This is a genomic window from Pseudomonas sp. 910_23, from assembly GCF_052850795.1.
Genome location: NZ_VXCZ01000005.1, coordinates 1 through 22,839 on the forward strand (window position 1 = coordinate 1; position 22,839 = coordinate 22,839).

General features: G+C 61.2%; 21 protein-coding genes. 17 read left to right on the top strand and 4 right to left on the bottom strand.

The window, feature by feature from the left end; genetic code table 11:
- Positions 1 to 404 precede the first annotated feature (404 nt).
- From FW800_RS07240 to FW800_RS07295, 12 genes are all read left to right on the top strand, one after another.
- A complete protein-coding gene (locus FW800_RS07240) occupies positions 405 to 1,571 on the top strand; it encodes an efflux RND transporter periplasmic adaptor subunit (protein ID WP_078821153.1) in 1,167 nt (388 codons plus the stop codon).
- A complete protein-coding gene (locus FW800_RS07245) occupies positions 1,568 to 4,744 on the top strand; it encodes an efflux RND transporter permease subunit (RefSeq protein WP_032876146.1) in 3,177 nt (1,058 codons plus the stop codon). The genes FW800_RS07240 and FW800_RS07245 overlap by 4 nt, the downstream gene beginning before the upstream one ends.
- Positions 4,741 to 6,192, top strand: a complete 1,452-nt coding sequence (locus tag FW800_RS07250) for an efflux transporter outer membrane subunit (RefSeq protein WP_446437300.1) — start codon at positions 4,741 to 4,743, stop codon at positions 6,190 to 6,192. The genes FW800_RS07245 and FW800_RS07250 overlap by 4 nt, the downstream gene beginning before the upstream one ends.
- Positions 6,193 to 6,453: 261 nt before the next feature.
- On the top strand, positions 6,454 to 7,449 hold the full coding sequence (locus FW800_RS07255; protein ID WP_446437301.1) for an HOASN domain-containing protein: 996 nt from the start codon (positions 6,454 to 6,456) through the stop codon (positions 7,447 to 7,449).
- A gap of 37 nt (positions 7,450 to 7,486) precedes the next feature.
- The gene (locus tag FW800_RS07260; RefSeq protein WP_005787772.1) at positions 7,487 to 8,473 is read left to right on the top strand and encodes an HOASN domain-containing protein; all 987 of its coding nucleotides are present in this window, start codon (positions 7,487 to 7,489) and stop codon (positions 8,471 to 8,473) included.
- Between the two features lie 29 nt (positions 8,474 to 8,502).
- Positions 8,503 to 9,936 carry an adenylosuccinate lyase gene (purB, locus tag FW800_RS07265; RefSeq protein WP_032876137.1) on the top strand — a complete coding sequence of 478 codons (1,434 nt, stop codon included), beginning with the start codon at positions 8,503 to 8,505 and terminating at the stop codon, positions 9,934 to 9,936.
- Positions 9,936 to 11,384, top strand: coding sequence for a class-II fumarase/aspartase family protein (locus FW800_RS07270; protein WP_103734372.1), 1,449 nt, complete (start codon positions 9,936 to 9,938; stop codon positions 11,382 to 11,384). The genes purB and FW800_RS07270 overlap by 1 nt, the downstream gene beginning before the upstream one ends.
- A 38-nt stretch (positions 11,385 to 11,422) precedes the next feature.
- Positions 11,423 to 12,496 (top strand): class I SAM-dependent methyltransferase, encoded by a 1,074-nt coding sequence (locus FW800_RS07275; protein WP_032876133.1) that lies wholly within the window; start codon positions 11,423 to 11,425, stop codon positions 12,494 to 12,496.
- Between the two features lie 150 nt (positions 12,497 to 12,646).
- On the top strand, positions 12,647 to 12,976 hold the full coding sequence (locus FW800_RS07280; RefSeq protein ID WP_032803867.1) for a hypothetical protein: 330 nt from the start codon (positions 12,647 to 12,649) through the stop codon (positions 12,974 to 12,976).
- A gap of 89 nt (positions 12,977 to 13,065) precedes the next feature.
- Positions 13,066 to 13,512, top strand: a complete 447-nt coding sequence (locus tag FW800_RS07285) for a GNAT family N-acetyltransferase (RefSeq protein ID WP_078821157.1) — start codon at positions 13,066 to 13,068, stop codon at positions 13,510 to 13,512.
- 4 nt (positions 13,513 to 13,516) lie between these two features.
- Positions 13,517 to 13,753, top strand: a complete 237-nt coding sequence (locus FW800_RS07290) for a hypothetical protein (protein ID WP_446437302.1) — start codon at positions 13,517 to 13,519, stop codon at positions 13,751 to 13,753.
- A gap of 456 nt (positions 13,754 to 14,209) precedes the next feature.
- Positions 14,210 to 14,458, top strand: coding sequence for a DUF1652 domain-containing protein (locus FW800_RS07295; protein ID WP_032876124.1), 249 nt, complete (start codon positions 14,210 to 14,212; stop codon positions 14,456 to 14,458).
- 15 nt (positions 14,459 to 14,473) lie between these two features.
- Here FW800_RS07295 and FW800_RS07300 read toward each other — a convergent pair whose 3' ends face one another.
- Positions 14,474 to 14,836, bottom strand: coding sequence for an NUDIX hydrolase (locus FW800_RS07300; protein ID WP_032876122.1), 363 nt, complete (start codon positions 14,834 to 14,836; stop codon positions 14,474 to 14,476).
- A gap of 126 nt (positions 14,837 to 14,962) precedes the next feature.
- Here FW800_RS07300 and FW800_RS07305 point away from each other — a divergent pair, with 126 nt between their 5' ends.
- From FW800_RS07305 to FW800_RS07320, 4 genes are all read left to right on the top strand, one after another.
- Complete coding sequence (locus tag FW800_RS07305) at positions 14,963 to 15,940, top strand: Gfo/Idh/MocA family protein (protein WP_032876119.1); 978 nt, start codon at positions 14,963 to 14,965, stop codon at positions 15,938 to 15,940.
- Positions 15,941 to 15,984: 44 nt separating this feature from the next.
- Positions 15,985 to 16,614, top strand: coding sequence for a ribonuclease T2 family protein (locus FW800_RS07310; RefSeq protein ID WP_446437303.1), 630 nt, complete (start codon positions 15,985 to 15,987; stop codon positions 16,612 to 16,614).
- Between the two features lie 348 nt (positions 16,615 to 16,962).
- Entirely contained in the window at positions 16,963 to 17,826 is an 864-nt protein-coding gene (locus tag FW800_RS07315; protein WP_446437304.1) for an SDR family NAD(P)-dependent oxidoreductase, read from the top strand.
- Positions 17,827 to 17,854: 28 nt separating this feature from the next.
- Positions 17,855 to 18,442 (top strand): NUDIX domain-containing protein, encoded by a 588-nt coding sequence (locus FW800_RS07320; protein ID WP_005788870.1) that lies wholly within the window; start codon positions 17,855 to 17,857, stop codon positions 18,440 to 18,442.
- 68 nt (positions 18,443 to 18,510) lie between these two features.
- On the opposite strand, the gene FW800_RS07325 is transcribed toward FW800_RS07320, so the two are convergent.
- Together FW800_RS07325 and FW800_RS07330 are read right to left on the bottom strand one after the other, a co-directional pair.
- Positions 18,511 to 18,825 (bottom strand): SCP2 sterol-binding domain-containing protein, encoded by a 315-nt coding sequence (locus FW800_RS07325; protein WP_005788868.1) that lies wholly within the window; start codon positions 18,823 to 18,825, stop codon positions 18,511 to 18,513.
- A gap of 56 nt (positions 18,826 to 18,881) precedes the next feature.
- The gene (locus FW800_RS07330) at positions 18,882 to 19,592 is read right to left on the bottom strand and encodes a histidine phosphatase family protein (RefSeq protein ID WP_446437305.1); all 711 of its coding nucleotides are present in this window, start codon (positions 19,590 to 19,592) and stop codon (positions 18,882 to 18,884) included.
- Positions 19,593 to 19,786: 194 nt separating this feature from the next.
- On the opposite strand from FW800_RS07330, the gene sohB reads away from it, so the two are divergent.
- Complete coding sequence (gene sohB / locus FW800_RS07335; protein ID WP_005788864.1) at positions 19,787 to 20,812, top strand: protease SohB; 1,026 nt, start codon at positions 19,787 to 19,789, stop codon at positions 20,810 to 20,812.
- 459 nt (positions 20,813 to 21,271) lie between these two features.
- On the opposite strand, the gene FW800_RS07340 is transcribed toward sohB, so the two are convergent.
- Positions 21,272 to 22,780 carry an MFS transporter gene (locus tag FW800_RS07340; protein WP_446437306.1) on the bottom strand — a complete coding sequence of 503 codons (1,509 nt, stop codon included), beginning with the start codon at positions 22,778 to 22,780 and terminating at the stop codon, positions 21,272 to 21,274.
- Positions 22,781 to 22,839 lie beyond the last annotated feature (59 nt).

Genomic DNA, 22,839 nt, shown 5'->3' on the forward strand with positions numbered 1-22,839 from the left:
AAAGGGCTCTTGCCCCACCACTCGGCACCTCGCCTGGGCTCGGTGTGCCCGTAATCCGACAGGTATTTGGGGGGCCGCCGCCACGCGCCATCCATGGCGCGGGGCGGCTAAACCGGCATCCCTGCCGGTTTGCCCCCCAAATCCCTGTCGAATTCCGGCCAGCGTGGTTTAACGGGGCGCCTAAGATCAAAAGCAGATCAAAATCAAGAGCGGCTCGCTTCGCATCGTGGTTACCGTCGGCTGCTATAAAGCGCGCTTGACCTGCGCACCCAATCCCCACTCAAAACACCCTCCAGACAAAAACACACCCTCCCGGTTTTATAGCGCTTGACCTTCCCAATGTGGCAAGCCCGATAAAAACCTCCAGTGTCGATTTGTCTTGAAAATTCCAAGGAGGGTGAACGATGTACGCCAAACCAATAAGCCTGATCACCGGGGCAATGGCCGTGGTGTTGACGCTGGGCGGATGCACAGACAACGCGCCGCCGGCCGCTGCCGCCAAGCCGCCCAGCGTGCCGGTGGCCGAAGTGGTGGCGCGAGCGGTGACGCCGTTTGTCGAGTACACCGGTTCGTTGACCGCCATTGAGCAGGTCGAACTGCGCCCGCGTGTCAGTGGTTATCTGCAAAGTGTCAGCGTGCCCGAAGGCCAGTTCGTCACCAAGGGCAGCCCGTTGTTTGTGATTGACCCGCGGGGATTTCAGGCCGCGTTGAACGCTGCCAAGGCGCGTTTGCGCGAGGCCGAGGCCAATGCGTTGCTGGCCCAGGCCGAGCATGGCCGAGCCGAGCAACTGTTCGCCAAGAAGGTGGTGGCGCGTGATCGCCTCGACACCGCCATTGCCTCCTTGAATGCCGGCAGGGCCCAGGTCGAGGCGGCGAAGGCGGCATTGGATACGGCACAGCTGGACCTGAGCTACACACGCGTCACCGCGCCCATCAGCGGCCGCATCGATCGTGCCCTCGTCACCGAAGGCAACTATGTCACCCGAGGGGAGACGCCGTTGACGACGATCGTTTCGGTCGATCCGTTGCATGTGTACTTCGATGTCGACGAGCGCACCTATCTGCACTCGTTGGCAGCGACCCGTGAACACGCCGGATCGAAGGGGGACAAAGCTGCCAAGGTAATGGTGGCGATGCTCAATGATGCGACCTATGCGCGGGCCGGGCGGGTGGACTTTCTGGCCAACGCAGCCGACCGCAAGACCGGCACCGTGCGCGTGCGTGCGGTGGTCGAAAACCCGGACGGGCGCCTGACCCCCGGGCTGTTCGCCAAGGTCAAGCTGGACACCGGCGCGGCACAAACGCGGGTGTTGATTGCCGACCATTCCATCGGCACCGACCAGGGCCGGCGCTATGTGCTGGTGGTCGGTGACGGCGACAAGACCCAATACCGCCCGGTCGAATTGGGCCCGATGGCTGACGGCCTGCGGGTGATTGAACAGGGCCTGCAACCGGGCGAGCGCATTGTCGTCAAAGGGCTGGTGCGCCCGGGCATGACGGTGACGCCGCTGGCCGCCAGCATCGAGGGCAAGCCGCTTGAGGCACCGCTGACTGTGGGAGGCGTGCAATGAGCTTTCCACGGTTCTTTATTGATCGGCCCATCTTCGCCATCGTCCTGTCGGTGTTGATGATGATCGGCGGCCTTGTCGCCTTCTTCCACCTGCCGCTGAGCGAATACCCCGCGGTCACGCCACCCACTGTGCAAGTCACCGCGAATTATCCTGGGGCCAACCCGCAAGTGATTGCCGAGACGGTGGCGGCGCCACTGGAACAGGTGATCACCGGCGTTGAGGGCATGCTCTACATGACCTCGCAGTCGGCCACCGATGGCCGCATGATCCTGACGGCGACCTTCGCCCAGGGCACCAATGCCGACATGGCGCAGATCCAGGTGCAAAACCGCGTCTCGCGTGCGTTGCCGCGTTTGCCCGAAGAGGTGCAGCGTCTCGGTGTGGTCACGCAGAAGACCTCGCCGGACATCCTCATGGTGGTCCACCTGCTGTCTCCCGACCAACGTTATGACCCGCTGTACATCTCCAACTACGCCTACTTGCAGGTGCGCGATGAGCTGTCGCGCATACCGGGGATCAACGACGTGCTGGTGTGGGGCGCCGGTGAATACAGCATGAGGCTGTGGCTCGACCCGGACCTGATCGCTGCCCGTGGCTTGACCGCCGGTGATGTGATCGGCGCCGTACGCGAGCAGAACGTGCAAGTGGCAGCCGGCTCGGTCGGCCAGTCACCTGATTCCAATGCGGCTTTCCAAGTCACGGTCAACACTCTCGGGCGCCTGACGGACGAAGCGCAGTTCGGCGACATCATCATCCGCACCGGCGATAACGGCCAGGTCACGCGCCTGCGCGATGTGGCCCGTATCGAGATGGGCGCCGATGCCTATGCGCTGCGCAGTCTGTTGGATGGCGAGCCGGCCGTGGCTTTGCAGATCATCCAGAGCCCAGGGGCCAATGCGCTCGATGTAGCGCAGGCGGTGCGTGACACCATGCAGCGCCTGCAGGCCAACTTCCCCGAAGGGCTGGTGTCGCGGATAGCCTACGACCCGACCGTGTTTGTGCGCGCTTCGCTGGAGTCAGTCGCCATCACGCTGATGGAAGCGATCCTGCTGGTGGTCATCGTGGTGGTGGTGTTCCTGCGTAACTGGCGCGCATCGCTGATCCCGTTGATGGCTGTGCCGGTGTCGATCATTGGCACCTTCGCGGTCATGCATCTGATGGGGTTTTCCCTCAATACCTTGTCGTTGTTCGGGCTGGTGTTGTCGATCGGCATCGTGGTCGACGATGCCATCGTGGTGGTCGAGAACGTCGAGCGGCATATCGAGAACGGCGAGGAGCCCACCGAGGCAGCGCGCAAGGCAATGGGGGAGGTCACCGGCCCGATCATCGCCATTACCTCGGTGCTGGCGGCGGTGTTTATTCCCACAGCGTTTCTCAGTGGTCTGCAGGGTGAGTTCTACCGGCAATTTGCGCTGACCATTGCGATTTCCACGATCCTCTCGGCGGTCAACTCGTTGACCCTGAGTCCGGCGCTGGCCGGCCTGTTGCTGCGTCCACGCAGCGCCGCCGTGGCGCACGACCCGCGCAGCCTGCGCGGTCGTGCTGCGCATTGGGTGCAGGTGCTGAGCCGACCGTTCCAGCGGGCGCCGCAGGCGTATGGCAACTCGGTGCGCAAGGTCGTCGGCCGCCGCGGGGTGGCGCTGGTCGCCTATAGCGCATTACTGGCGCTGACCTGGTTCGGCTTCAACGCTGTACCGGCGGGCTTTGTGCCGATGCAAGACAAGTACTATCTGGTGGGGATCGCCCAATTGCCCAATTCGGCCTCGCTGGACCGTACCGATGCGGTGGTGCGGCAGATGTCGAAGATCGCCCTGGATGAACCGGGCGTCGAAAGCGTCGTGGCGTTCCCGGGGTTATCGGTCAACGGCTTCGTCAATGTGCCGAATGCTGCGGTGATGTTCGTCATGCTCGATCCATTCAAGGAGCGAACTTCGCCCGATATGACCGCGGTCGCCATTGCCGGGCGCCTGCAAGCCAAGTTCGCGAGCATCCCTGACGGATTCCTCGGCGTATTCCCGCCGCCGCCGGTGCCCGGCCTTGGGGTGACCGGTGGCTTTAAGTTACAGGTCGAGGACCGTGGCGGGGTTGGGCTTGAGGCATTGGTGCAGCAGACCCAGGTATTGATGACCAAAGCCACTGAGTCGGGCCAGGTCGCCGGATTGATGACCAGCCTGGACGTCAACGCACCGCAGTTGAACGTCGACATCGATCGCACCCAGGTCAAGAGCCAGGGCGTGCGTCTGGCGGATGTGTTCGAGTCTTTGCAGGTCTATCTCGGGTCGCTGTATGTCAACGACTTCAACCGTTTCGGCCGGACCTACAAGGTGACCGCCCAGGCTGATGCCGACCATCGTATGCAGGCCGAAGCCATCGGCCGCCTGCAAGTGCGCAACGCGGCCGGGAACATGCTGCCGTTGTCGGCGTTTGTCACCGTCACACCGGGTTCCGGCCCGGACCGGGTGATTCACTATAACGGCTACCCTTCGGCGGATATCTCCGGTGGGGCGATGCCTGGGGTCAGCTCGGGGCAAGCTGTTGCGCTGATGGAGCGGCTGGCGCAGGAGGTACTGCCCGAAGGCGTGACCTATGAATGGACCGACTTGACCTACCAGCAAAAACTCGCCGGGTCATCGGCGCTGTTTATTTTCCCGTTGTGTGTGTTGCTGGCGTACCTGATCCTCGCCGCGCAGTACAACAGTTGGCTGTTGCCTCTGGCGGTCTTGCTGATCGTGCCCATGTGCTTGCTCAGCGCGATCATCGGCGTGTGGCTGGTGGACGGTGACAACAACGTGTTCGTGCAGATCGGGTTGGTGGTGCTGGTGGGGCTTGCGGCGAAGAATGCCATTCTGATCGTCGAGTTTGCCCGCAGCCTCGAAGCCGAAGGTGCGAGCCCGTTGGAGGCGGTTGTCCACGCGTGTCAACTGCGCTTGCGGCCGATCCTGATGACGTCGCTTGCATTCATCGCCGGCGTGGTACCGCTGGTATTGGCCAGTGGCGCCGGGGCCGAAATGCGTCATGCCATGGGGGTTGCAGTGTTTGCCGGGATGTTGGGCGTGACCCTGTTCGGCTTGTTCCTCACGCCGGTGTTCTACGTGGTGATGCGCAGCCTGGCGCTGCGCTTGCAGCGTCAGGGTTCGAGTCCGAAGTTGCAGCTGGAGGAGCGCGCATCATGAAACGGTCTTTTCCACTCTTTATGTTGCCGTTGCTGCTGGTGGCCGGCTGCGCTGCGGTAGGGCCTGACTATTCCGCGCCGGTGCTGCCCGCCGCGCATAGGCCGGCAAGCTTCGGTGCGCCCATTGCAGGTCTGGGCAGCGGTGAGGTCGAGGTGCAGTGGTGGCAAGTGTTCGACGAGCCGGCACTCAGCCAATTGATCCAGCAGGCGCTGGCGGCCAACCACGACATCGGCATCGCCGCCGTACGCCTGGATGAAGCCAAGGCGATGCTGCGCGAGAGCCGCCAAGGGTTTCTGCCCAGTGGCGGTGCCGCCCTCGGTTATGAGCACCGACGGCGCAGTGAAGTCGAGACGCCGCTGGGCCAGGAGCGCTCAATCGAAACCACCCGCGCGGCGCTGGATGCGGCCTGGGAAATCGACCTGTTTGGGCGCGTCCGCCGCTCGGTAGAGGCAGCGCAAGCGCAGGCGGGGTCGCGCCAGGCATTGCTGCGCAGTGTGCAGGCGAGCGTCGCCGCCACCGTCGCGGCCACCTGGTTCGAACTGCAAGGGATCGAAGCTGAACAGGCGGTGGTCGCGGATATCAGCCAGAGCCAGCGCGACAGCCTGGGCCTGGTGGAACATCTGGTCAGCGTCGGCGCCGCCACCGAGTTCGACCGGCTGCGCGCCGAGGCCTTGCTGCGCAATGTCGAGGCGGTAGCGCCCGACCTTGAACGGCGACGCGCCACCTCCACCAACGCGCTGGCCGTGCTACTGGGGCAGGCGCCGCAGGGGTTCAAGCCGCCTGCGGCCAAGCCCGGCCGTGAGGCCTTGAACCTGCGTACCCTGCAAGTCGGCGACCCGGCCGGCTTGTTGGCCCGGCGCGCCGATATCGCTGCGGCCGAGCGCACGCTGGCAGCCGAGACTGCACAAATCGGCGTGGAAACCGCTGGTTTGTATCCGGATATCCAGGTGCAGGGCTCCATCGGGCTACTGGCCGGAAGCCTCGGTTCGCTGGGGGACGCCGGCATGCAGTCGAACTTTATCGCCCCGGTGATTCGCTGGTCGCTGCTGGACACCGGGCGTGTACGCGCACGGATCGCCGCCAGCGAGGCGCGTACCCAAGCGGCCTTGATCGCCTATGACCAGACCGTATTGCGTGCCCTGCAGGAAACCGACGATGCGTTCCAGGCCAACAGTGCCGCGGGCAGCACCTTGGGCCTGCGGCTGCTGGAGGCGGCGGCCAATCGCGAGGCGGCCAGGTTTGCGCGCACGCGATTTGCCGAAGGCGAGGGCATGTATCTGGATGTGCTTGAGGCCGAACGTGCCGACTTCACCAGCCGCCGTGCGTTAACGGCGGCGCGCACCCAGCAGCGCTTGGCGGTGGTGGGGATCTACAAGGCGCTGGGCGGTGGCTGGCAGATTTGTGAACAGGCGGGGCAGGCTTGCAGTGGGGCTGCGGCGCTGCGTTAGCCACAGCCGAGCAAAAACACAGCACGGCAGTGCAAATGTGGGAGGGGGCTTGCTCCCGATGGCGGCGGGTCAGTCAGTACATCTGGCACTGACCCACTGCCATCGGGAGCAAGCCCCCTCCCACATTTTGCTCTCCACACGCCAGGTAAATGTCCATTGGGAAAAGAAATTTCCTACAGGTATTGACCTTGCCACTAGAGGAACCTTTAGCCTTTTCTTCGAGTACGCCAAATCACAAAAACAAGAATCGAGGGGTTATCAATGGATACTGCTGCCCTGTTACAACGCTCGGATTCCGACCTGTTCACCACGGCCTCGACACTGATGGCCAGTGCCCTGGAACCCGGCGCCCACTACGCCCAGGTCACCCGCGCGCTGGAAGCACTGCTCGCGCTGACCCGGCAAGGCTTGTCGGGGGATGCCGATGCCTACGCCCACTACCAGGCAGCCCTGCTGCAACTGCACATTCCGGGCGATCCACGCACTGAGCCGACCCGCCGCTGGATGGCCAGCGAGGTCTACCGCGTCGAAGACGAGTTCGCCGCCGACCTGCCGGGCTTCACCGCGTTGCCGGTGGATGAGTTCCGCCAGTTGGTCGACGCTGAAATCGCCGCGCGCAGCCGGGTCAACCACCCCATGTCGGTGCACCTGTTCCAGGGTACGCCGCCTGTGCAAGATGTGCGGTTCTTCCTGGCGCATCACTGGACCCGCTCCTACAACTTTTACAGCCTGCTGGCCGAACTGGCCTTTCGCTTTGAAGCGATCGAAGACGCCTCGGTGTTCTACCGCAACCTTTACGGTGAAGCGGGTGCCGAGACGCCGGAGCGTTCGCACCCGGCGATGCTGGCCCATCTGATGGAGTATTTCGATATTGCGCTGGCGATTGATTTTCCTGCGCTGCATCCGTTGGAAAAGGCCTACCTCAATAATCGCATTCGCTGCGTGCGCCACACCGATGTCGCCTGGGGCCTTGCACTGCTCTATGCGGTGGAGTCAGTCAGTTGCGTCAACCATCGGCGCATCTACGAGCTGTTGCAACGCCTGGATGTTCCACAGCAACCCAGTGAATTCCATCGCCTGCATGGCACCCAGGATGAGATCGATACCGAGGAGATGTGGGCACTGATTGCCAAGTTCGCCGGCGATGAAGGCTTCCAGCGCACGTTCATGCGCGCGTTGAAACGTCACTTCGAAATCAACAAGGCCTACTTCGACAGTTTGTGGCAGCAGATGCAGGCACAGCGCCTGTCTGCCTGAGCCCTGTGATCGCAGAACAACAATAATGGAGCACATGATGAGCCCACGTAATTTCTCGCAGCCGCAGTTGCAGAATATCCACACCGCCGAAGCCCGCTTGTTGGCCGAAGCGCTGAAGCCCGAGGCAACGTTCAATCGCATCGAAATTGCCGCCAATATGCTGAGCGGCCTGTGCGAGTCGGGCTTGCAGGGCGACGCCGCAAACGCGGCGCAGTGCCAGCAATTGCTGTATATCCTTTCGCTCAGCGATGACGTTGCCAGCGCCTCGACCCGTCGCTGGCTGGCCAATGCCATCTATCGCGTGCAAGAGCGCTTCATGCCGTCGGTGGATCTGGCATCGCCCTTGTCCGAAACCGGCTTCCAGCAACGCCTGGAAGAACAAATTGCCGCGCAATCGCGAGAGCATCACCCGATGTCGCAGTATGTGTTTGAGGGCAAGGCTTCCCGCGAACAACTGCAGGTATTTCTGCGCCATCAATGGTTCCGCACCTACCGCCTGTACCGTGATGCCGCCGACCTGTTGGTCAACCTGACCGACGTCGACGAGGCCGCCGCACTCGGCCGTTATCTGTACGGCGAGTTGGGTGAAGAGGACGAGCAGCGTTCCCATCCTCGGTTGTTGGCCAAGCTCCTCGCCGCCATTGGCCTGACCGCCGATTTCGAAGCCATCTCGACCATGCCCGAAGAAATCGCCTACCTGAACAACCGCGCGCGGTGTTTCCGTAACCCCGATGTCGGCTGGGGCCTGGCGGTGTTCTATATCACCGAGCTGGTGGTGCCCGGCAATCACGGCAAGCTGTACAACGCTTTGCGTAACGCGGGCTTGAGCCAGGACGACGCGCAGTACTACGAAGTGCATATCAGCCTGGTGCCGCCACGGGCCAAGCGTGAATGGGCGCTGATTTCACGTCGTATTCCGGACCTCGGGTTCCAGAACGCGTTTCTGACGTCGCTGGCCGAGCACTTCCGGCTGGAGCGGGCTTATTACGATGCGGTCTGGGAAGAAATGCAGCGCGTGAAATAGCCCTCCCTGGACAACGCGAGTACCCCGACATGCCAAGTCATATCACTGAATCCCGTATCCACGGGGGCGCTTACTCGTCCCCGGAATTTGCCGCGATCTTCTCTGATGCCAATCAGGTGCAGAAGTGGCTCGATGTTGAAACAGCACTGGCGGCGACCCAGGCGCAGATGGGCATCATCCCCCCTGAGGCCGCACGGGAAATCGCCCGGGTCGCCAGTGTGGAACTGCTGGACCTTGATGCCCTGGGACGCCAAAGCATGGAAACCGGGCATATCCTGGTGCCGACCCTTCGCGCACTGGAGGCCCTGTGCGCCGATGGCCTGGGTGAATACGTGCACTACGGCGTGACCACCCAGGACATCCTCGACACCGGCCTTATGTTGCAGGTCCGCGATGCCTGGGGCCTGGTGTTGCAGCGTTTGCGCGCTATCCGTGGGCATTTGCTCAAGCTTGCGCTGCGACACAAACACACGGCGATGGTCGCCAGGACCCACGGGCAACAAGCGCTGCCCACCACGTTCGGCTACAAGGTGGCAGTGTGGGTCGATGAGATTGATCGACACCTTGAGCGTTTTGACGAAGCCTATGCCCGGGTCATGGTGGGCAATCTCACCGGCGCCGTGGGCACCCTGGCCGGTCTTGGCCCGCAGGGCCTGGAGGTGCAGCGCCGGACTCTGGAAAGCCTCGGCCTGGCGGCACCGTTGAGCAGTTGGCACAGCGCCCGCGACCGCATTCTGGAGGCGGCGTGGTTGCTGGTGCAGGCATCGGCAACCCTGGGTCGGGTTGCCAATGAGATCTACCACCTGCAACGCACCGAGATTGATGAGGTGCGCGAAGGGCGACGGGCAGGGCAGGTGGGGAGCAGCACCATGCCCCACAAGCAAAACCCGTCGACGGTGGATTTGATCAGCGCGCTGTCGCGCCTGGTGCGTGCGCAGATGCTTGCGCTCACCGACGCGGCATTCCAGCTGCATGAACGAGACGGCACCACCTGGCGGATTGAGTGGGCTGCCTTGCCGGAGCTGTTCATCTACGCCGGGGCCTTGCTCGCCCGCATGGAAGGCGTACTGCTGGCCGGCCTGGACGTGCGTGAAGCACGGATGCGCAGCAACCTGGACATGCTCGGCGGGTTGATCCTGTCGGAACGCATCATGCTCGCGCTGGCGCCGCGTCTGGGCAAGCAGACGGCCCATCACCTGATCCACGACATTGCCCTGCAGGCCCAAGGTTCGGGCGGTTCTTTTCGCGAAGCCTTGCTCAGCGATCAACGTCTGCACGGCTGTTTCACCCGCCAGGCGCTCGACGACCTGCTTGACCCGGCCGCCTACACCGGGTTGGCGGCGGAGATGGTCGAGCAGGTGGCCAATAAAACAATCCCCCGCTGTTCAAGCGATGACCTTGAAGCGGTGATGGCAACCCAAGGCAATACCAGTCAGTCCCAGTACGCTATGGAGGGTATGTAATGGATGCGCAAACGTTGGAAACGGTAGCCCGTGCGTCTTGCACCGCACGCACCGAACACCTGGGCCTTGATCATGAAGGCGAGCAATGCCGCCATGAACACAGCCACATTCTCGACTCGAAAACCCACGGTTCAGGCTATGCCGGCCCGCAGAGTCGCAAGATCTTCTGCAGTCACTGTCGCTTGCAACGCTGGCTGGATGTGGAAGCCGCGCTGGCCATGGCTCAGGCCGATGTGAATATCATCCCGCGCGAGGCCGCCCTGGAAATCGAAAAAGCCGCCTTGCTGTCGGGCATCAATGTGCGCCAGTTGGCCGAGGGCGTGGCAGCCACCGGCCATTCGCTGATGCCGTTGCTGAGCGCCCTGCAAAAAAATTGCAGCCCAAGCGCCCGCGAGTACGTTCACTACGGCGCCACCACCCAGGATATCCAGGACACCGCCCAGTCCCTGGAAATGCGCGACGTCCTCGACGCGATGGACCAGGCCCTGGAGACCTTGCTCGGCAAGTTGTCGACCCTGGCCGATGCGCACCGTGACTCGCTTATGGTGGCCAGGACTCACTCGATCCCGGCATTGCCGACCACCTTCGGGCTGAAGGTCGCCGGCTGGATCGATGAACTGTTGCGGCATCGCCAGCGCCTGGCCGAAGCGCGTCAGCGTGTGCTGGTAGTGCAGCTGTTCGGCGGGGTTGGCACCATGGCGGCGTTCGGCCCGGAAGCGATACCGATGCTGGAACGCTTTGCGCAGCGCCTGTCGCTGCAAGTGCCGCTGACGGGGTGGCACGTGTCCCGTGACCGCGTCGCGGAGTTTGTCAGCACCCTGGCCATGGTCACGGCCTCCTTGGCCCGTGTGGCCGATGAGATCCGCACGCTCAATCGCTGGGAAATCGCTGAAGTGGAAGTGGGCTGGAGCGACCAGCAGATCGGCAGCAGCACCATGCCGCACAAACGCAACCCCGAAGGCTGCGAGCAAGTGGTGGTGTTGGCGCGGCTGGCCAAGGCCCAGGTCATGCTGGCCCTGGACGCGATGATCCTCGAACACGAGCGCGATTATCGCGGCACACGCCTGGAATGGTGTGCGGTGGCGGACGTTTCTCACTATGCGCTGATGGCGCTGTCGATCCTGACCGACACCATCGATGGGCTCACCGTTAACGTCAAAAAGATGGAGGGCACTGCCCATGCCTACGGCGATGCGATCTGCACCGAAGCCGTGGTGTTCGAAATGGCGCGCAAGTTGGGCAAGAGCAGCGCCTACCAGATCATCTTTGAAGTGTCCCAGGCCAGCCAGCGTGATCACGTGTCGATCCGCGCCGCAATCGAAGCCGACGCCCGGGTGCTTGCCGTCATGAATGCAGGCGCTTTGGCGCGACTGTTCGAGCCGAGAACTCACCTGGGCATGTCCGAACACATCGTCGATAACGTGCTGTCCAAACTGGCGGCGCGTTGATCACTGAACAGACTTACACAATCATCAAGGAGCGACAGATGTCCAAACTTATGGAAGTTGATCAAGCCAAGGTTCAACAGTTTTCGGCGCGCATCATGGAGGACTACGGCAACACGCTGCGCGGCGCCATGCTCTACATCGGCGACCAGTTGGGCTTGTTCAAGGCACTGGCCGACGGCGAGGCCGTCACCTTGGAACAATTGGCGCACAAGACCGGCTACAACGCCCGCTACTTGCGTGAATGGCTGGGCAGTATGGTCACCGGAAATTATGTGACCTATGACGCTCAAACTCGCCGCTACCGGATGCCCGCTGAATTTGTGCCGGTACTCGCCGATGAAGACTCGCCGTATTTCGCCGGTGGCATCATCCAGTTGAGCGTGCCGTTCGTAAGCATGGCGCCCAAGGTCATCGAAGCCTTCCGCCATGGCGGTGGCTGCGCCGAAGAAGCGTTCCCGCTGGAAACCTGGAAAGGCATGGAGCGCATGACCATGCCTTGGTACAAGCACTACCTGGTCCAGCACTGGATCCCGTCCCTGGACGGTGTCGAAGAGAAGCTCAAAACCGGCGGCAGTGTGCTGGATTTCGGCTGCGGCGCGGGCTTGGCGGCGATCACTATGGCCAAGGCTTACCCCGAGGCGCGCATCGTCGGCTGCGATTTCCACTTGCCTTCCATCGAGTTGGCCCGCGCCAACGCCGAGGCGGCTGGGGTGGGCGACCGGGTGCAGTTCGAGGTCAACGACTCGGATGCCCTGCGCGGCCAGCAGTTCGACTTCGTGACCACTTTCGTGGTGATCCACGACGCCACTGACCCCCAGCAAATGCTCAAGGACCTGCGCGCCGCCACGGCCAAAGACGGCACCTACCTGATGGTAGAACTCAACCTGTCCGAAGAGCTGCACGAGAACATGAACCTGTTCGGCCGCGTCATGTACCCGCAGAGCACCCTCTATTGCATGACTTGCTCGCTGTCCCATGGCGGGGAAGGGCTGGGAGCGTTCATGGGTGAGAAACGTGCGCGCCAGATGGCGCAGGCGGCCGGTTTCAGCCATTTCCGCAAAGTCCCCTCGGAGTGGCCGCCGATGCCGGCGCTATTCGAACTCAAGCCTTGATGTGAGCTTGCTGTGGCGAAGGCGCTTGCACCCTCGCCACGGTGCGCACCGTTCCCGAAATATTGCGCAATAAGGCAATTTAATGGCCCCTTTGTAACAAAATCCTCGCCAAAATCACTTTTATTTTCAGGTGGTTAGGCGGGGATGCAAATGCGCACTGTTGGAATGATGCTGATTGCCTGCTCCCTGGCGGGGGGCGCGACCACCGTACAGGCTCGGGAGTTGCGTGAGGGTGACAAGTACATGTGCAGTTGGGGCGCGGGCACAGCTGCCAGGGCTCAGGAGTTGAAGTTGTCCGGAGTGTCGCTGTATGCCGCTCGGCAGAAGATCCAGACCATCAAGTTCAACAAATCCTGGATGCGCATGATGGCCATGGGGATTACCGAGCAAACCTATGACAGCCACTCAAGACTGAAGCCGGAGGCGATCCGCAAAAGTTTTTACCAGGATTGCCTGCGCTACAAAGTCGCACGTAAATAAGCCGAAGCCGTTTAACGACGCTTACAAATCCCCCACAAACCCTGTGTGAGTATTTGCATACAATTGCGCACTTCTTCATGGAGGCTTGTATGCGAGTGCTTATTCGAGCGGCGACAGCCGATGATGTCGATACGCTGTGCGCTATTCGCACCTCGGTGGTGCAAAACCATCTGAGCCTTGAGCAGATGGCCGAACGGGGGATCACGCCGCCGGTACTGGTCGACGCGATACGCCAAGCGCCTTGCGCCTGGGTCGCCGAAGTCAACGGCCAGGCCGCCGGATTTTCCATGGTTGATCTGGATGAAGGTGAAGTGTTCGCGATGTTCGTGTTGCCCACACACGAGAACCTGGGCCTGGGACGGCAACTGATGGCAGTGGCTGAAGCCGCTTTGTTTGAACGCCACAACAGGCTGTACCTGATCACTGACGGGCGTGATGAAATCCGTGCCAACGGTTTCTATCAACGCCTGGGCTGGTCCAGCGTCGGCCCAGTTGATGGCGACGATGTTCGCTACGAAAAGAGCAGGGCACCGTAAGGTCATGAGTGCCCAAAAACCCCCATCCTCCAACGGCTTGCTGTATCTCGCCGTGGGGGTGCTGTGCCTCGCGGCGCTACTGGGGTTCTATTTCGTTCAACTCAACGCCCAGGTGGACCGCCAGCGTGAAGAGGCCGCTGAGCGCCTGGCGCTTTGTCGGCACATGGAGACCGTCGTGGAGGTGAGCGCTGCCAGGCGCGCTGAACTTCAACAGACGTGCAAGCAATTGAGTGAACCGTGATTGAACAGTGTGCCGTACTTAATCAATAACCCTTTTTATAGATGGACTTAGGGCACGGGTATAACCGTTACTTGCACCAAAAAGTGGCACTCATTGTCCCTGTTACCTTAAAAAACATGTGGTTATTGAATGACTTACGGCGCTTTCAATCCGACGAAAGGATTAAAATAATCTTGTTACACGTTTTTACAGTCGCTACTATAGCCGGGCGTTCACCTCCCACGGTTTATGCATTTTTAAATCCCAAGTTTCCATCAGCTACTTGGGATTTTTTTTGCCTGGAATTAAGTACGGGCAATAACGGCAGCGATACGGCCTGTCATTCGAAACGCGCTCGTTGCCGGGCGAAATGAGGCATGGCTAACACTTTTGCATCAATCGTCCGGCCTGCGGCAAAACCTCATCTACGCTGTTTGGATCACAACCATCAGGTAGGCCCGTACAAGGGCGCTTGTCATGATCTCGATCGTCGAATTCAACCGCATCATGGCCTCGGGGTTCCAGCCTCTTTGCTGCGACTGCACCTTGAACAGCGATGGCTCGCTGCGCATCAGCATCTATGAGCCGCAGTCCGGTCGCGTCGATCTTCTGTTGACGTGCGTATCCCCTGAAGGCCTAAACAGCATCCGTTCCATCTCAAACCTGATTGGTGAGTTGCGTGCCGAGATCAAGGCCGGGCGCCGTGGGTTTGCGGCGGTAGGTTAGTGGTTGTGCGCGGCGTCAGAGGCGCCGCAGGAAGGATTTGACGATGTGACGGGTGGCGTCGGTGGTGTCCAGTTCGTCCAGGGCGCTGTAGGCGTACCACTGGCAGGCAACGATTTCGTTGCACGGCCGCGCCTCCTCGATATTCACCACCGAGGCCTCGAACACGTGGTGCAGCGTGTCGCGGGCCTTCAGCTCTTGCAAGTACAGCAAGCCATCGACGCTTAATCCGGTTTCTTCTTCCAGCTCGCGTTCGGCGGCGCCCACCGGGCGTTCGTCGCGTTCTACCTTGCCGCCCGGCAAGGCCCACTTTGATCTGGCCTTGCGCACGAAGAGAATATGCCCTTCATGTTCGCAAATGACGGTTGCCCTAATTTTCATCGTATGTGCCCCCGCGCCGGATGAATGTCACAAAAGTGTAATGCAAATGTCATGCTAAGTGGTTATGGCGTGCCGGGTTCTGTATGTGGATACTGCCCGATTGACGAAGACGAACGAGGGCATTCGATGAAGACCATACGCTGGGGCATGATCGGCTGTGGCAGTGTCACTGAGTTAAAGAGTGGACCCGCTTTCTACAAAGCGCCAGGTTCGGCATTGGTGGCCGTGATGGGGCGGCGTATCGAGGCGGTGCGCGATTATGCGGCGCGGCACGGTATCGCGCGTTTTCATACCGATGCCCAGGCACTGATCAATGACCCTGAGGTGGATGCGGTCTACATCGCCACACCGCCCGACAGTCACCTTGAATACAGCCTGATGGTGGCGGCGGCGGGCAAACATTGCTGCGTCGAAAAACCCATGTCGCTGAATGCCGAGCAGAGCGCATTGATGCAACGCACCTTCGAGCGCGCCGGGCTGCACCTGTTTGTTTCCTACTATCGGCGCTCGTTGCCGCGCTTTCAGCAAGTGCGCAGCTGGTTGCAGGAAGGGCGTATCGGTGAATTGCGGCACCTGACCTGGACCCTGTGCAAGCCTGCCGCTGCAACTGATAGCAACGCCGCCAATTGGCGCACCGATCCGGCCATTGCCGGTGGCGGATATTTCGCCGACCTGGCCAGTCACGGGTTTGACCTGTTCCAGTACCTGGCCGGGGATATTGTCGAGGTCTCAGGCTTTTCCGCGCGTCAGGCCGGGCGCTACGCGGCAGAGGATGCCGTGACGGCCTGCTGGACCTTCGCCAATGGTGCCTTGGGCATGGGCTGCTGGAACTTCGTGGCGGACCGTCGCGAAGACCGTGTCGAATTGATCGGCAGCCGTGGCCGCATTCAGTTTTCAGTGTTCGAGGACCAGCCGTTGCGCCTGGAAGGCGAAACCAGCGAGGTGTTGGAAGTGCCGTGCCATGCACATATCCAGTGGCACCACGTACTGGGCATGAATGCGCATATTCGCGGGGACGCCGAACATCCGTCGCTGGCGATCGAGGCGTTGAAGACCGATATCATCCTGGACAAGGTGTTGCAACGTTACTCCAATCATCCCTAGCTGCCGCGATAGCGTAAGACTTCATTTTTTAAAGGAATACTGGGATGAAATACTGGATGGTGTTGTGGCTCCTGATCGCCACAGTTGCAACTGCGGCGCCGCGTGACCAAGGGCTGCCGGGGGAGTTTGACTTTTATGTGCTGTCGTTGTCGTGGTCACCGACCTTCTGCCTGACGCACCCAGGCAATGAACAGTGCACGGGCAAGGGCTATGGGTTTGTGTTACACGGTTTGTGGCCGCAATACGCGCGGGTAGGGTGGCCGGCCTCCTGTGCGCCACAGTCACGCTTGAATGACGAGGAAATGGACAAGGGCGCGTCAATGTTTCCAACCCGTGCGCTGCTCAAGCACGAGTGGGCCAAGCATGGCACCTGCAGCGGGCTCGAACCGCTGGAGTATCTGGACAAGACCGACACGGCACTCGGCGCGGTAGTCATCCCGCCGCAACTGCAGCCGTTCAATACACCCGCGTCGCTACAGGCGCGTGAGATTGAGGACTTGTTTCGCGAGAGTAACCCGCGCATGGGCAATCACGGCTTGGCAGTGATCTGCAAGGGCAAGGTGCTGTCGGAGGTGCGCGTGTGCCTGACCAAGGAACTGGCATTCACCGGATGCCCGCGCAGTGTAAAAAGCCAATGCCGTAGCGGTGATATTCGCATTCCGACGCAGCGCTGAGCTCGATTGCGGGAGCCAGGTTGTTCTCGTGACGGCCTAAAACCAACACTGATCTTGTGGGAGGGAGCTTGCTCCCGATGGCGGCCTCAGGGCCGACCACGAGGCTGGATCAGACCGAGTACATGTCCATTCCTGTGGTAACGGCCGCTATTGGTTCCGCTTTTACAGCGGGTCACTTTGGAAAAGAGGATGGCATGAAGGCTCCAGGACAAAGGCGAAACACGGGTTTTACCAGAAGGTCCGCGAGCGCAGGTATTAATACGACGGTCGTGACGGATGAAAGTGTTACAGCATTGAACAACACGGGTGCCGATTGTTAGGGTAGACGGCCAACAGGAGGGTAAGTACATGGATTTCACCGGCAAAACCGCGATCGTCACCGGCGGCGCACGCGGCTTGGGGCTCAGCTATGCACGAGGGTTGGCCCTGGCCGGCGCCCGTGTGGTCATCAGCGATATTGGTGCCGACAAGATGGGTGCAGGCACCGATGCGTCGGTGGTGCAACAGGCCGCCGACACCCTGCGTGACGAAGGGCTGACGGTGGTGGGCCATGGCGGTGACTTGTCCACGGACGAGGGGTGCCGGCAACTGATCGCGTTTGCCCTCGAAATGTTCGGCCGGCTCGACATCCTGATTCACAACGCCGGTTGGGTGGGTTACCAGCCCATAGCAGAGCTGGACGCCAGCTTCCTTCAGCGCGCCATGGACATCAATCTCTACGCGCCGCTGTGGCTGTGCAAGCACGCTTGGCCGCACCTGCTGCGCTCTAGCGCGCCGCGCATCATCCTCACCACTTCCGACCGTGCCATGTATGCGCAATACGAGCAAACCGGGCTAGTGGCTTACAGCGCCGGCAAGATGGCACAGTTGGGCATCATGAACGCGCTGAGTCATGAAGGCGCCGAGGCCGGAATCCGCGTCAACGCGATCTCGCCGGTGGCCAAGACACGCATGTGGGGCGTGACCGACGAGCCGGACGAACTCAAGCCGGAGTGGGTGCCGCCGGGGGTCTTGTTCCTTGCTTCGTCGCAGTGCACGGATACCGGCTACATACTGCGCGCCAGCAACGGCCAATTCACCGCTACGCGTTTCAGCGAAAATCCCGGTGTGGATTACCCGCGCAATCTCGCCCGTATAAAAGCGAGTAGTGCTGAAGAAGTTGCTGCCGCATGGTCGCGCATCAAACAGCCGCCTACCCAGGCCGTCACCTGAATCTGTCTCCCTCTACCAAGGTTCGACCATGAACAATAGCCCCGTGCGCATCACTGGCGAAGAAACCCTTTCGGACAACTGGTACCTGTTGAAGAAATACAGCTTCGACCTGCGCCGTCGCGACGGTAGCTGGCAAGCTCAGACGCGTGAGGTCTACGACCGGGGCAACGGCGCAACGATCCTTTTGTACAACCGCGAGCGCCGCACGGTGCTGCTGATTCGCCAGTTCCGTATGCCGACGTTCGTCAACGATTACTCCGGCTACCTGATTGAAGCAGCGGCCGGCTTGCTCGACAACGCCAGCCCCGAAGAGCGTATACGCCTGGAAGCCGAAGAAGAGACCGGCTACCGCGTGGGGCATGTGGAGAAAATCTATGCAGCGTTTATGAGCCCGGGATCGGTGACTGAACGGATTCACTTTTTTATCGGTGAGTATCAGCCAGGCGATCGAGTGGGGGCGGGTGGTGGCCTGGAAGAAGAGGGCGAGGATATCGAGGTGTTGGAGCTAGGCTTCGAGCAGGCGCTGGCGATGGTGCAGAGTGGGGATATTGTGGATGGAAAAACGATTATGTTATTGCAGCATTTGGAGTTGCGGATACTGAGAGACGGGTGGTGATGGGGCCAGGCGTGCAGGCAAAAAAATCCCGCCTGTAAAGACGGGATTGTTTGACCCGGGTTACCGAATCAGGAAGGGAACAGCTCGCTCAGCTTCATTGCCAGCATCATGTCGCCTTCGGTGCGCAGCTTGCCGCCCATGAACGCCTGCATGCCGTCGGTGGAACCGTCGACGATGCCTTCCAGGGTCTCGCTGTCCATCACCAGGGTGACTTGGGCGTCAGGGTTTTCACCTTCCTGGAGTTCGCAGGTCTTGTCCTTGACCACCAGCGAAAAATTCTTGGTGTCGTCGATACGGAAACCGAACACCAGGTCCAAGCCTTCGGCAGCGCTTGGGTTGAATTTGGCTTTCATTGCTTCTACAGCTTTGGCTACGTCAGTCATGGTTTCGATCCTTTTATGGTGAGTCCAGTGACCTTGGGGTCACGGTTGGCCGCAGTTCATCGGAAAGTGATGAGCTGCGGCGCCTTCAACAGTTGCAGGTGGGCATGACTGTTGAAGGAAGCCAGTGCCACCTCGCGACCACGGAATTTCAGCTGGTTGAGCGAGGTGTTTACAATTTGCCAGTTCATTTCGAACGCCTGGGCTGCAGGCATTCGGGTAATCAGGTGGAGCAGGGCGGTGATGGTGCCGCCGGACGTGAACACCGCGATTTTGTCGGCGCTCCGGGCGGCCTCAAGGATGCGTTGCAAGCCACCCTGGACCCGCTCGACAAACCCCAGCCAGCTTTCCAGCCCTGGTGGGTCATAGGTGCCGGCCAGCCAGCGCTCGATGATCAGGGCGAAGATGCGCTGGAACTCGCTGCGGTTCTGCGGGCCATTGCGCAGGATATGCATGGCATCGGGCTCGCTGCCGAGTAAATCAGGCAGCAGGCCGCGGATGATGGCTTCGCCGTCGAACTCGTTGAAGGCGCTGTCGGTTTCGAGTATGGGGGCCGGCAGGCCGAGGGCGCGGTATTGATCGAACGTGGCGCTGGCGGTGTGTTGCTGGCGACGCAGGTCGCCGGCGATACAGCGGTCGAACACCAGGCCCAGGTCTGCCAGATGGCGACCGAGCACTTGCGCCTGTTCCACGCCGACGGGCGACAGGACGTCATAGTCGTCTGCACCGAAGGAGGCCTGGCCATGTCGAATCAGATAGATGCTGCCCACGTCCGTTTTCCCGGTACGTTGAAAGTCTGGCGAGGTTATGAGGATGCCTGCGAGCTGTCAATGAAAAAACATACGCTTGTTTTAAAAGCCCGTTGGAGCCCGCCTGCTGGCGGTTTGAGCACTGGCTCCAACGCAGTGGCGTCGGTATGCTGGGGCCATCCGCGCCTGGCGCAGTGCATTTTTTAAGGAGACATATGGATTTTCTGGCCGAATACGCGAGCTTTCTGGCGAAGACCGTCACCCTGGTGGTCGCTATTCTGGTGGTATTGATCAGCTTCGCAGCGCTGCGCAGCAAGGGTCGTCGCAAGTCCGCCGGCCAACTGCAGGTCAGCAAGCTGAATGATTTCTACAAGGGCCTGCGCGAGCGCCTGGAGTCGAGCCTGCTCGACAAAGACCAGCTCAAGGCGCTGCGCAAGTCCGAGAGCAAAGCCGAAAAGAAGAAAGACAAGAAGAAGCCCCAGGCCAAGGCACGGGTGTTCGTGCTGGATTTCAATGGCGACATCAAGGCGTCGGCGACCGAAAGCCTGCGCCATGAAATCACCGCGCTGCTGAGCCTGGCCACACCCAAGGATGAAGTGGTGCTGCGCCTGGAAAGCGGCGGCGGCATGGTGCACAGCTATGGCCTGGCTTCGTCGCAACTGGCGCGCATCCGCCAGGCCGGCGTGCCGTTGACCGTGTGCATCGACAAAGTGGCGGCCAGCGGCGGCTACATGATGGCGTGCATCGGTGAGAAGATCATCAGCGCACCGTTCGCCATCCTCGGCTCCATCGGCGTGGTCGCGCAGTTGCCCAACGTCAACCGCCTGCTGAAAAAGCACGACATCGACTTCGAAGTGCTGACCGCCGGTGAATACAAACGCACCCTCACGGTGTTTGGCGAAAATACCGAGAAGGGCCGGGAGAAGTTCCAGGAAGACCTGGACATCACCCACCAGTTGTTCAAGAACTTTGTCTCGCGGTACCGCCCGCAATTGGCGATTGATGATGTAGCGACCGGTGAAGTGTGGTTGGGTGTGGCCGCCCTCGACAAACAGTTGGTCGACGAGCTGCAGACCAGCGATGAATACCTGGCCACCAAGGCCAAGACTGCCGAAGTGTTCCACCTGCACTATGCCGAGCGTAAAAGCCTGCAAGAGCGCGTGGGCCTGGCGGCCAGCGGTTCGGTAGACCGGGTATTACTGACCTGGTGGAGCCGTTTGACCCAGCAGCGGTTCTGGTAAATCCTCAGGCTGTAGGCGGTCCCCTGTGGGAGGGGGCTTGCCCCCGATGGGCACGGACATCCACACAACCTATTAGCTGCCGACCGTAACCACGATGCGAAGCGAGCCGCTCTTGATCTTGCTTTTGATCTTGGGCGCCCCGTTAAACCACGCTGGCCGGAATTCGACAGGGATTTGGGGGGTAAACCGGCAGGGATGCCGGTTTAGCCGCCCCGCGCCATGGATGGCGCGTGGCGGCGGCCCCCCAAATCCCTGTCGGATTACGGGCACACCGAGCCTAGGCGAGGTGCCGAGTGGTGGGGCAAGAGCGCTTTGGTTACTTTCGCGCTTTTCGAAAGTGACCCGCTGTAAGAGCGGAACCCATAGTGGCCGTTACCTAAATAACGGATATGTACTCGGTCTGATCCAGCATCCCGGTCGGCCCTGAGGCCGCCATCGGGAGCAAGCCCCCTCCCACATTCAGCTGTGTGTGGGTATCGGCTTGCGCATCAGGCTCCCCACCACCAGCGCGCCCAGCAACCCCAATAAACCCGCCACCCACAACACCTCGCTGAACCCACCCACAAACGCCTGCCGCGCCAGCGGTTGCACTGTTACTCGCGCAGCTTCGGGCACCAAGTCCAGCGCCGCGGGCATATCACCGGCTACTACCCGCGAAGCAATACCCGCCACCTGCGCCTGCCACTGCGGGTCGATACTCGCGCTCAGCAACTGTTCGCTGTGGCTGCTCAGCAATGCGCCATACACGCCGATGGCCAACATGATTGCGCTGAAGCGCATGGTGGTGCTCATGCCCGAGGCCATGCCTGCGCGATCCCGCGGCACGCAGGCCATGATGTTTTTCTGCGTGTCGCCATTGAGTAACCCCGCGCCTGCACCGGTGACGGCGATCGCCAGGGCAAAAGGCAGATAACCGCCGGCCTGCACGGCCCACGCGCTCAACAGATTGCCGCAGCCCACCAGGGTCAAGCCACTCGCCATCATGGTCGCCGGTGTGAAGCGTGCCGCCAGGCGTACACCGACCCGCGGGCAGATCAGCATGGTCAAGGCAAACGGCAACATGCCCAGGCCCGAGGCAATCGCGGAGAAACCCAGGCCGTTCTGCAGGTAGAACGGCAGCAACGTCATCATCACCTGGGCGCAACCGGCGTAGGCAAACATGCCGAGCAAGGCGCCGATAAAGCGTGGGTGCCGAAATAGCTGCAAGTCCACCATCGATCGCTGCTGCAGGTGCTCGACCAGCACAAACACACCCATCAGCAGCCCGCCGCCGAGCAGGCGAGCGTAGGTCAGCGGGCTATCCCAACCGATGCGATTGGCCTCGATCAGCCCCCAGATCAGGCACAGCAAGCTGCCACTGAACGCCAGGCTGCCCCAGGGGTCCAGGCGCGCCGATCGGGTATCGCGGGACTCGGGAATCGCCCGCAGCACCAAGGCCATCAGTACCAGCCCCACCGGCAGGTTGAGATAGAAAATCCAGCGCCAGCCCAGGTGCTCGGTAATCAAGCCGCCCAGGGTCGGTGCGGCGGTCATCGCCACGCCCATGCACGCGCCCCAGAACGCCCAGGCCTTGGCGCGTTCTATTTCATCGTGGAAGGTATGCCCGATAGATGCCAGTGTCGAGGTCAGCAGCAGCGCCGCACCTACCCCCTTCACGGCCCGGGCGATGTCCAGCCACAGCGCGGTGGGTGCTGCGCCGCAGCCCAAGGAGGCGAGGATGAAAATACCCAGGCCCCAGACCAGGGTTTTCTTGCGGCCAAAGCGGTCGGCGATACTCCCGGCCGGCAACAACAAGGCGGCGAACGCCAGCATATAAGCGCTGACGACCCACTCGATATCGGCAAAGTTGGCGCCCAGGTCGCGGGCGATGCTCGGCAGCGTGACGGCAACGATGTTGGTATCCAGCACGATCAACGAGCAGACAGCGGAGGCGGTTACCAGCGTCAGGCGTGGACTGACCCGGCTCACAAGCAAATTACCTGGTAGGCAATACGCAAATCTCGGTTGACTTGCATCGCAAGGGCTCT

What these genes read in the sequence shown, in the direction of transcription:
- FW800_RS07240 (WP_078821153.1), top strand. Translation starts at nt 405, where the DNA reads ATGTACGCCAAACCAATAAGCCTGATCACCGGGGCAATGGCCGTGGTG.
- FW800_RS07275 (WP_032876133.1), top strand. Translation starts at nt 11,423, where the DNA reads ATGTCCAAACTTATGGAAGTTGATCAAGCCAAGGTTCAACAGTTTTCG.
- FW800_RS07305 (WP_032876119.1), top strand. Translation starts at nt 14,963, where the DNA reads ATGAAGACCATACGCTGGGGCATGATCGGCTGTGGCAGTGTCACTGAG.
- FW800_RS07255 (WP_446437301.1), top strand. Translation starts at nt 6,454, where the DNA reads ATGGATACTGCTGCCCTGTTACAACGCTCGGATTCCGACCTGTTCACC.
- FW800_RS07325 (WP_005788868.1), bottom strand. Translation starts at nt 18,825, where the DNA reads ATGACTGACGTAGCCAAAGCTGTAGAAGCAATGAAAGCCAAATTCAAC.
- FW800_RS07285 (WP_078821157.1), top strand. Translation starts at nt 13,066, where the DNA reads ATGCGAGTGCTTATTCGAGCGGCGACAGCCGATGATGTCGATACGCTG.
- FW800_RS07250 (WP_446437300.1), top strand. Translation starts at nt 4,741, where the DNA reads ATGAAACGGTCTTTTCCACTCTTTATGTTGCCGTTGCTGCTGGTGGCC.
- purB (WP_032876137.1), top strand. Translation starts at nt 8,503, where the DNA reads ATGCCAAGTCATATCACTGAATCCCGTATCCACGGGGGCGCTTACTCG.
- FW800_RS07290 (WP_446437302.1), top strand. Translation starts at nt 13,517, where the DNA reads ATGAGTGCCCAAAAACCCCCATCCTCCAACGGCTTGCTGTATCTCGCC.
- FW800_RS07280 (WP_032803867.1), top strand. Translation starts at nt 12,647, where the DNA reads ATGCGCACTGTTGGAATGATGCTGATTGCCTGCTCCCTGGCGGGGGGC.
- FW800_RS07270 (WP_103734372.1), top strand. Translation starts at nt 9,936, where the DNA reads ATGGATGCGCAAACGTTGGAAACGGTAGCCCGTGCGTCTTGCACCGCA.
- FW800_RS07300 (WP_032876122.1), bottom strand. Translation starts at nt 14,836, where the DNA reads ATGAAAATTAGGGCAACCGTCATTTGCGAACATGAAGGGCATATTCTC.
- FW800_RS07310 (WP_446437303.1), top strand. Translation starts at nt 15,985, where the DNA reads ATGAAATACTGGATGGTGTTGTGGCTCCTGATCGCCACAGTTGCAACT.
- FW800_RS07315 (WP_446437304.1), top strand. Translation starts at nt 16,963, where the DNA reads ATGGATTTCACCGGCAAAACCGCGATCGTCACCGGCGGCGCACGCGGC.
- sohB (WP_005788864.1), top strand. Translation starts at nt 19,787, where the DNA reads ATGGATTTTCTGGCCGAATACGCGAGCTTTCTGGCGAAGACCGTCACC.
- FW800_RS07295 (WP_032876124.1), top strand. Translation starts at nt 14,210, where the DNA reads ATGATCTCGATCGTCGAATTCAACCGCATCATGGCCTCGGGGTTCCAG.
- FW800_RS07320 (WP_005788870.1), top strand. Translation starts at nt 17,855, where the DNA reads ATGAACAATAGCCCCGTGCGCATCACTGGCGAAGAAACCCTTTCGGAC.
- FW800_RS07260 (WP_005787772.1), top strand. Translation starts at nt 7,487, where the DNA reads ATGAGCCCACGTAATTTCTCGCAGCCGCAGTTGCAGAATATCCACACC.
- FW800_RS07245 (WP_032876146.1), top strand. Translation starts at nt 1,568, where the DNA reads ATGAGCTTTCCACGGTTCTTTATTGATCGGCCCATCTTCGCCATCGTC.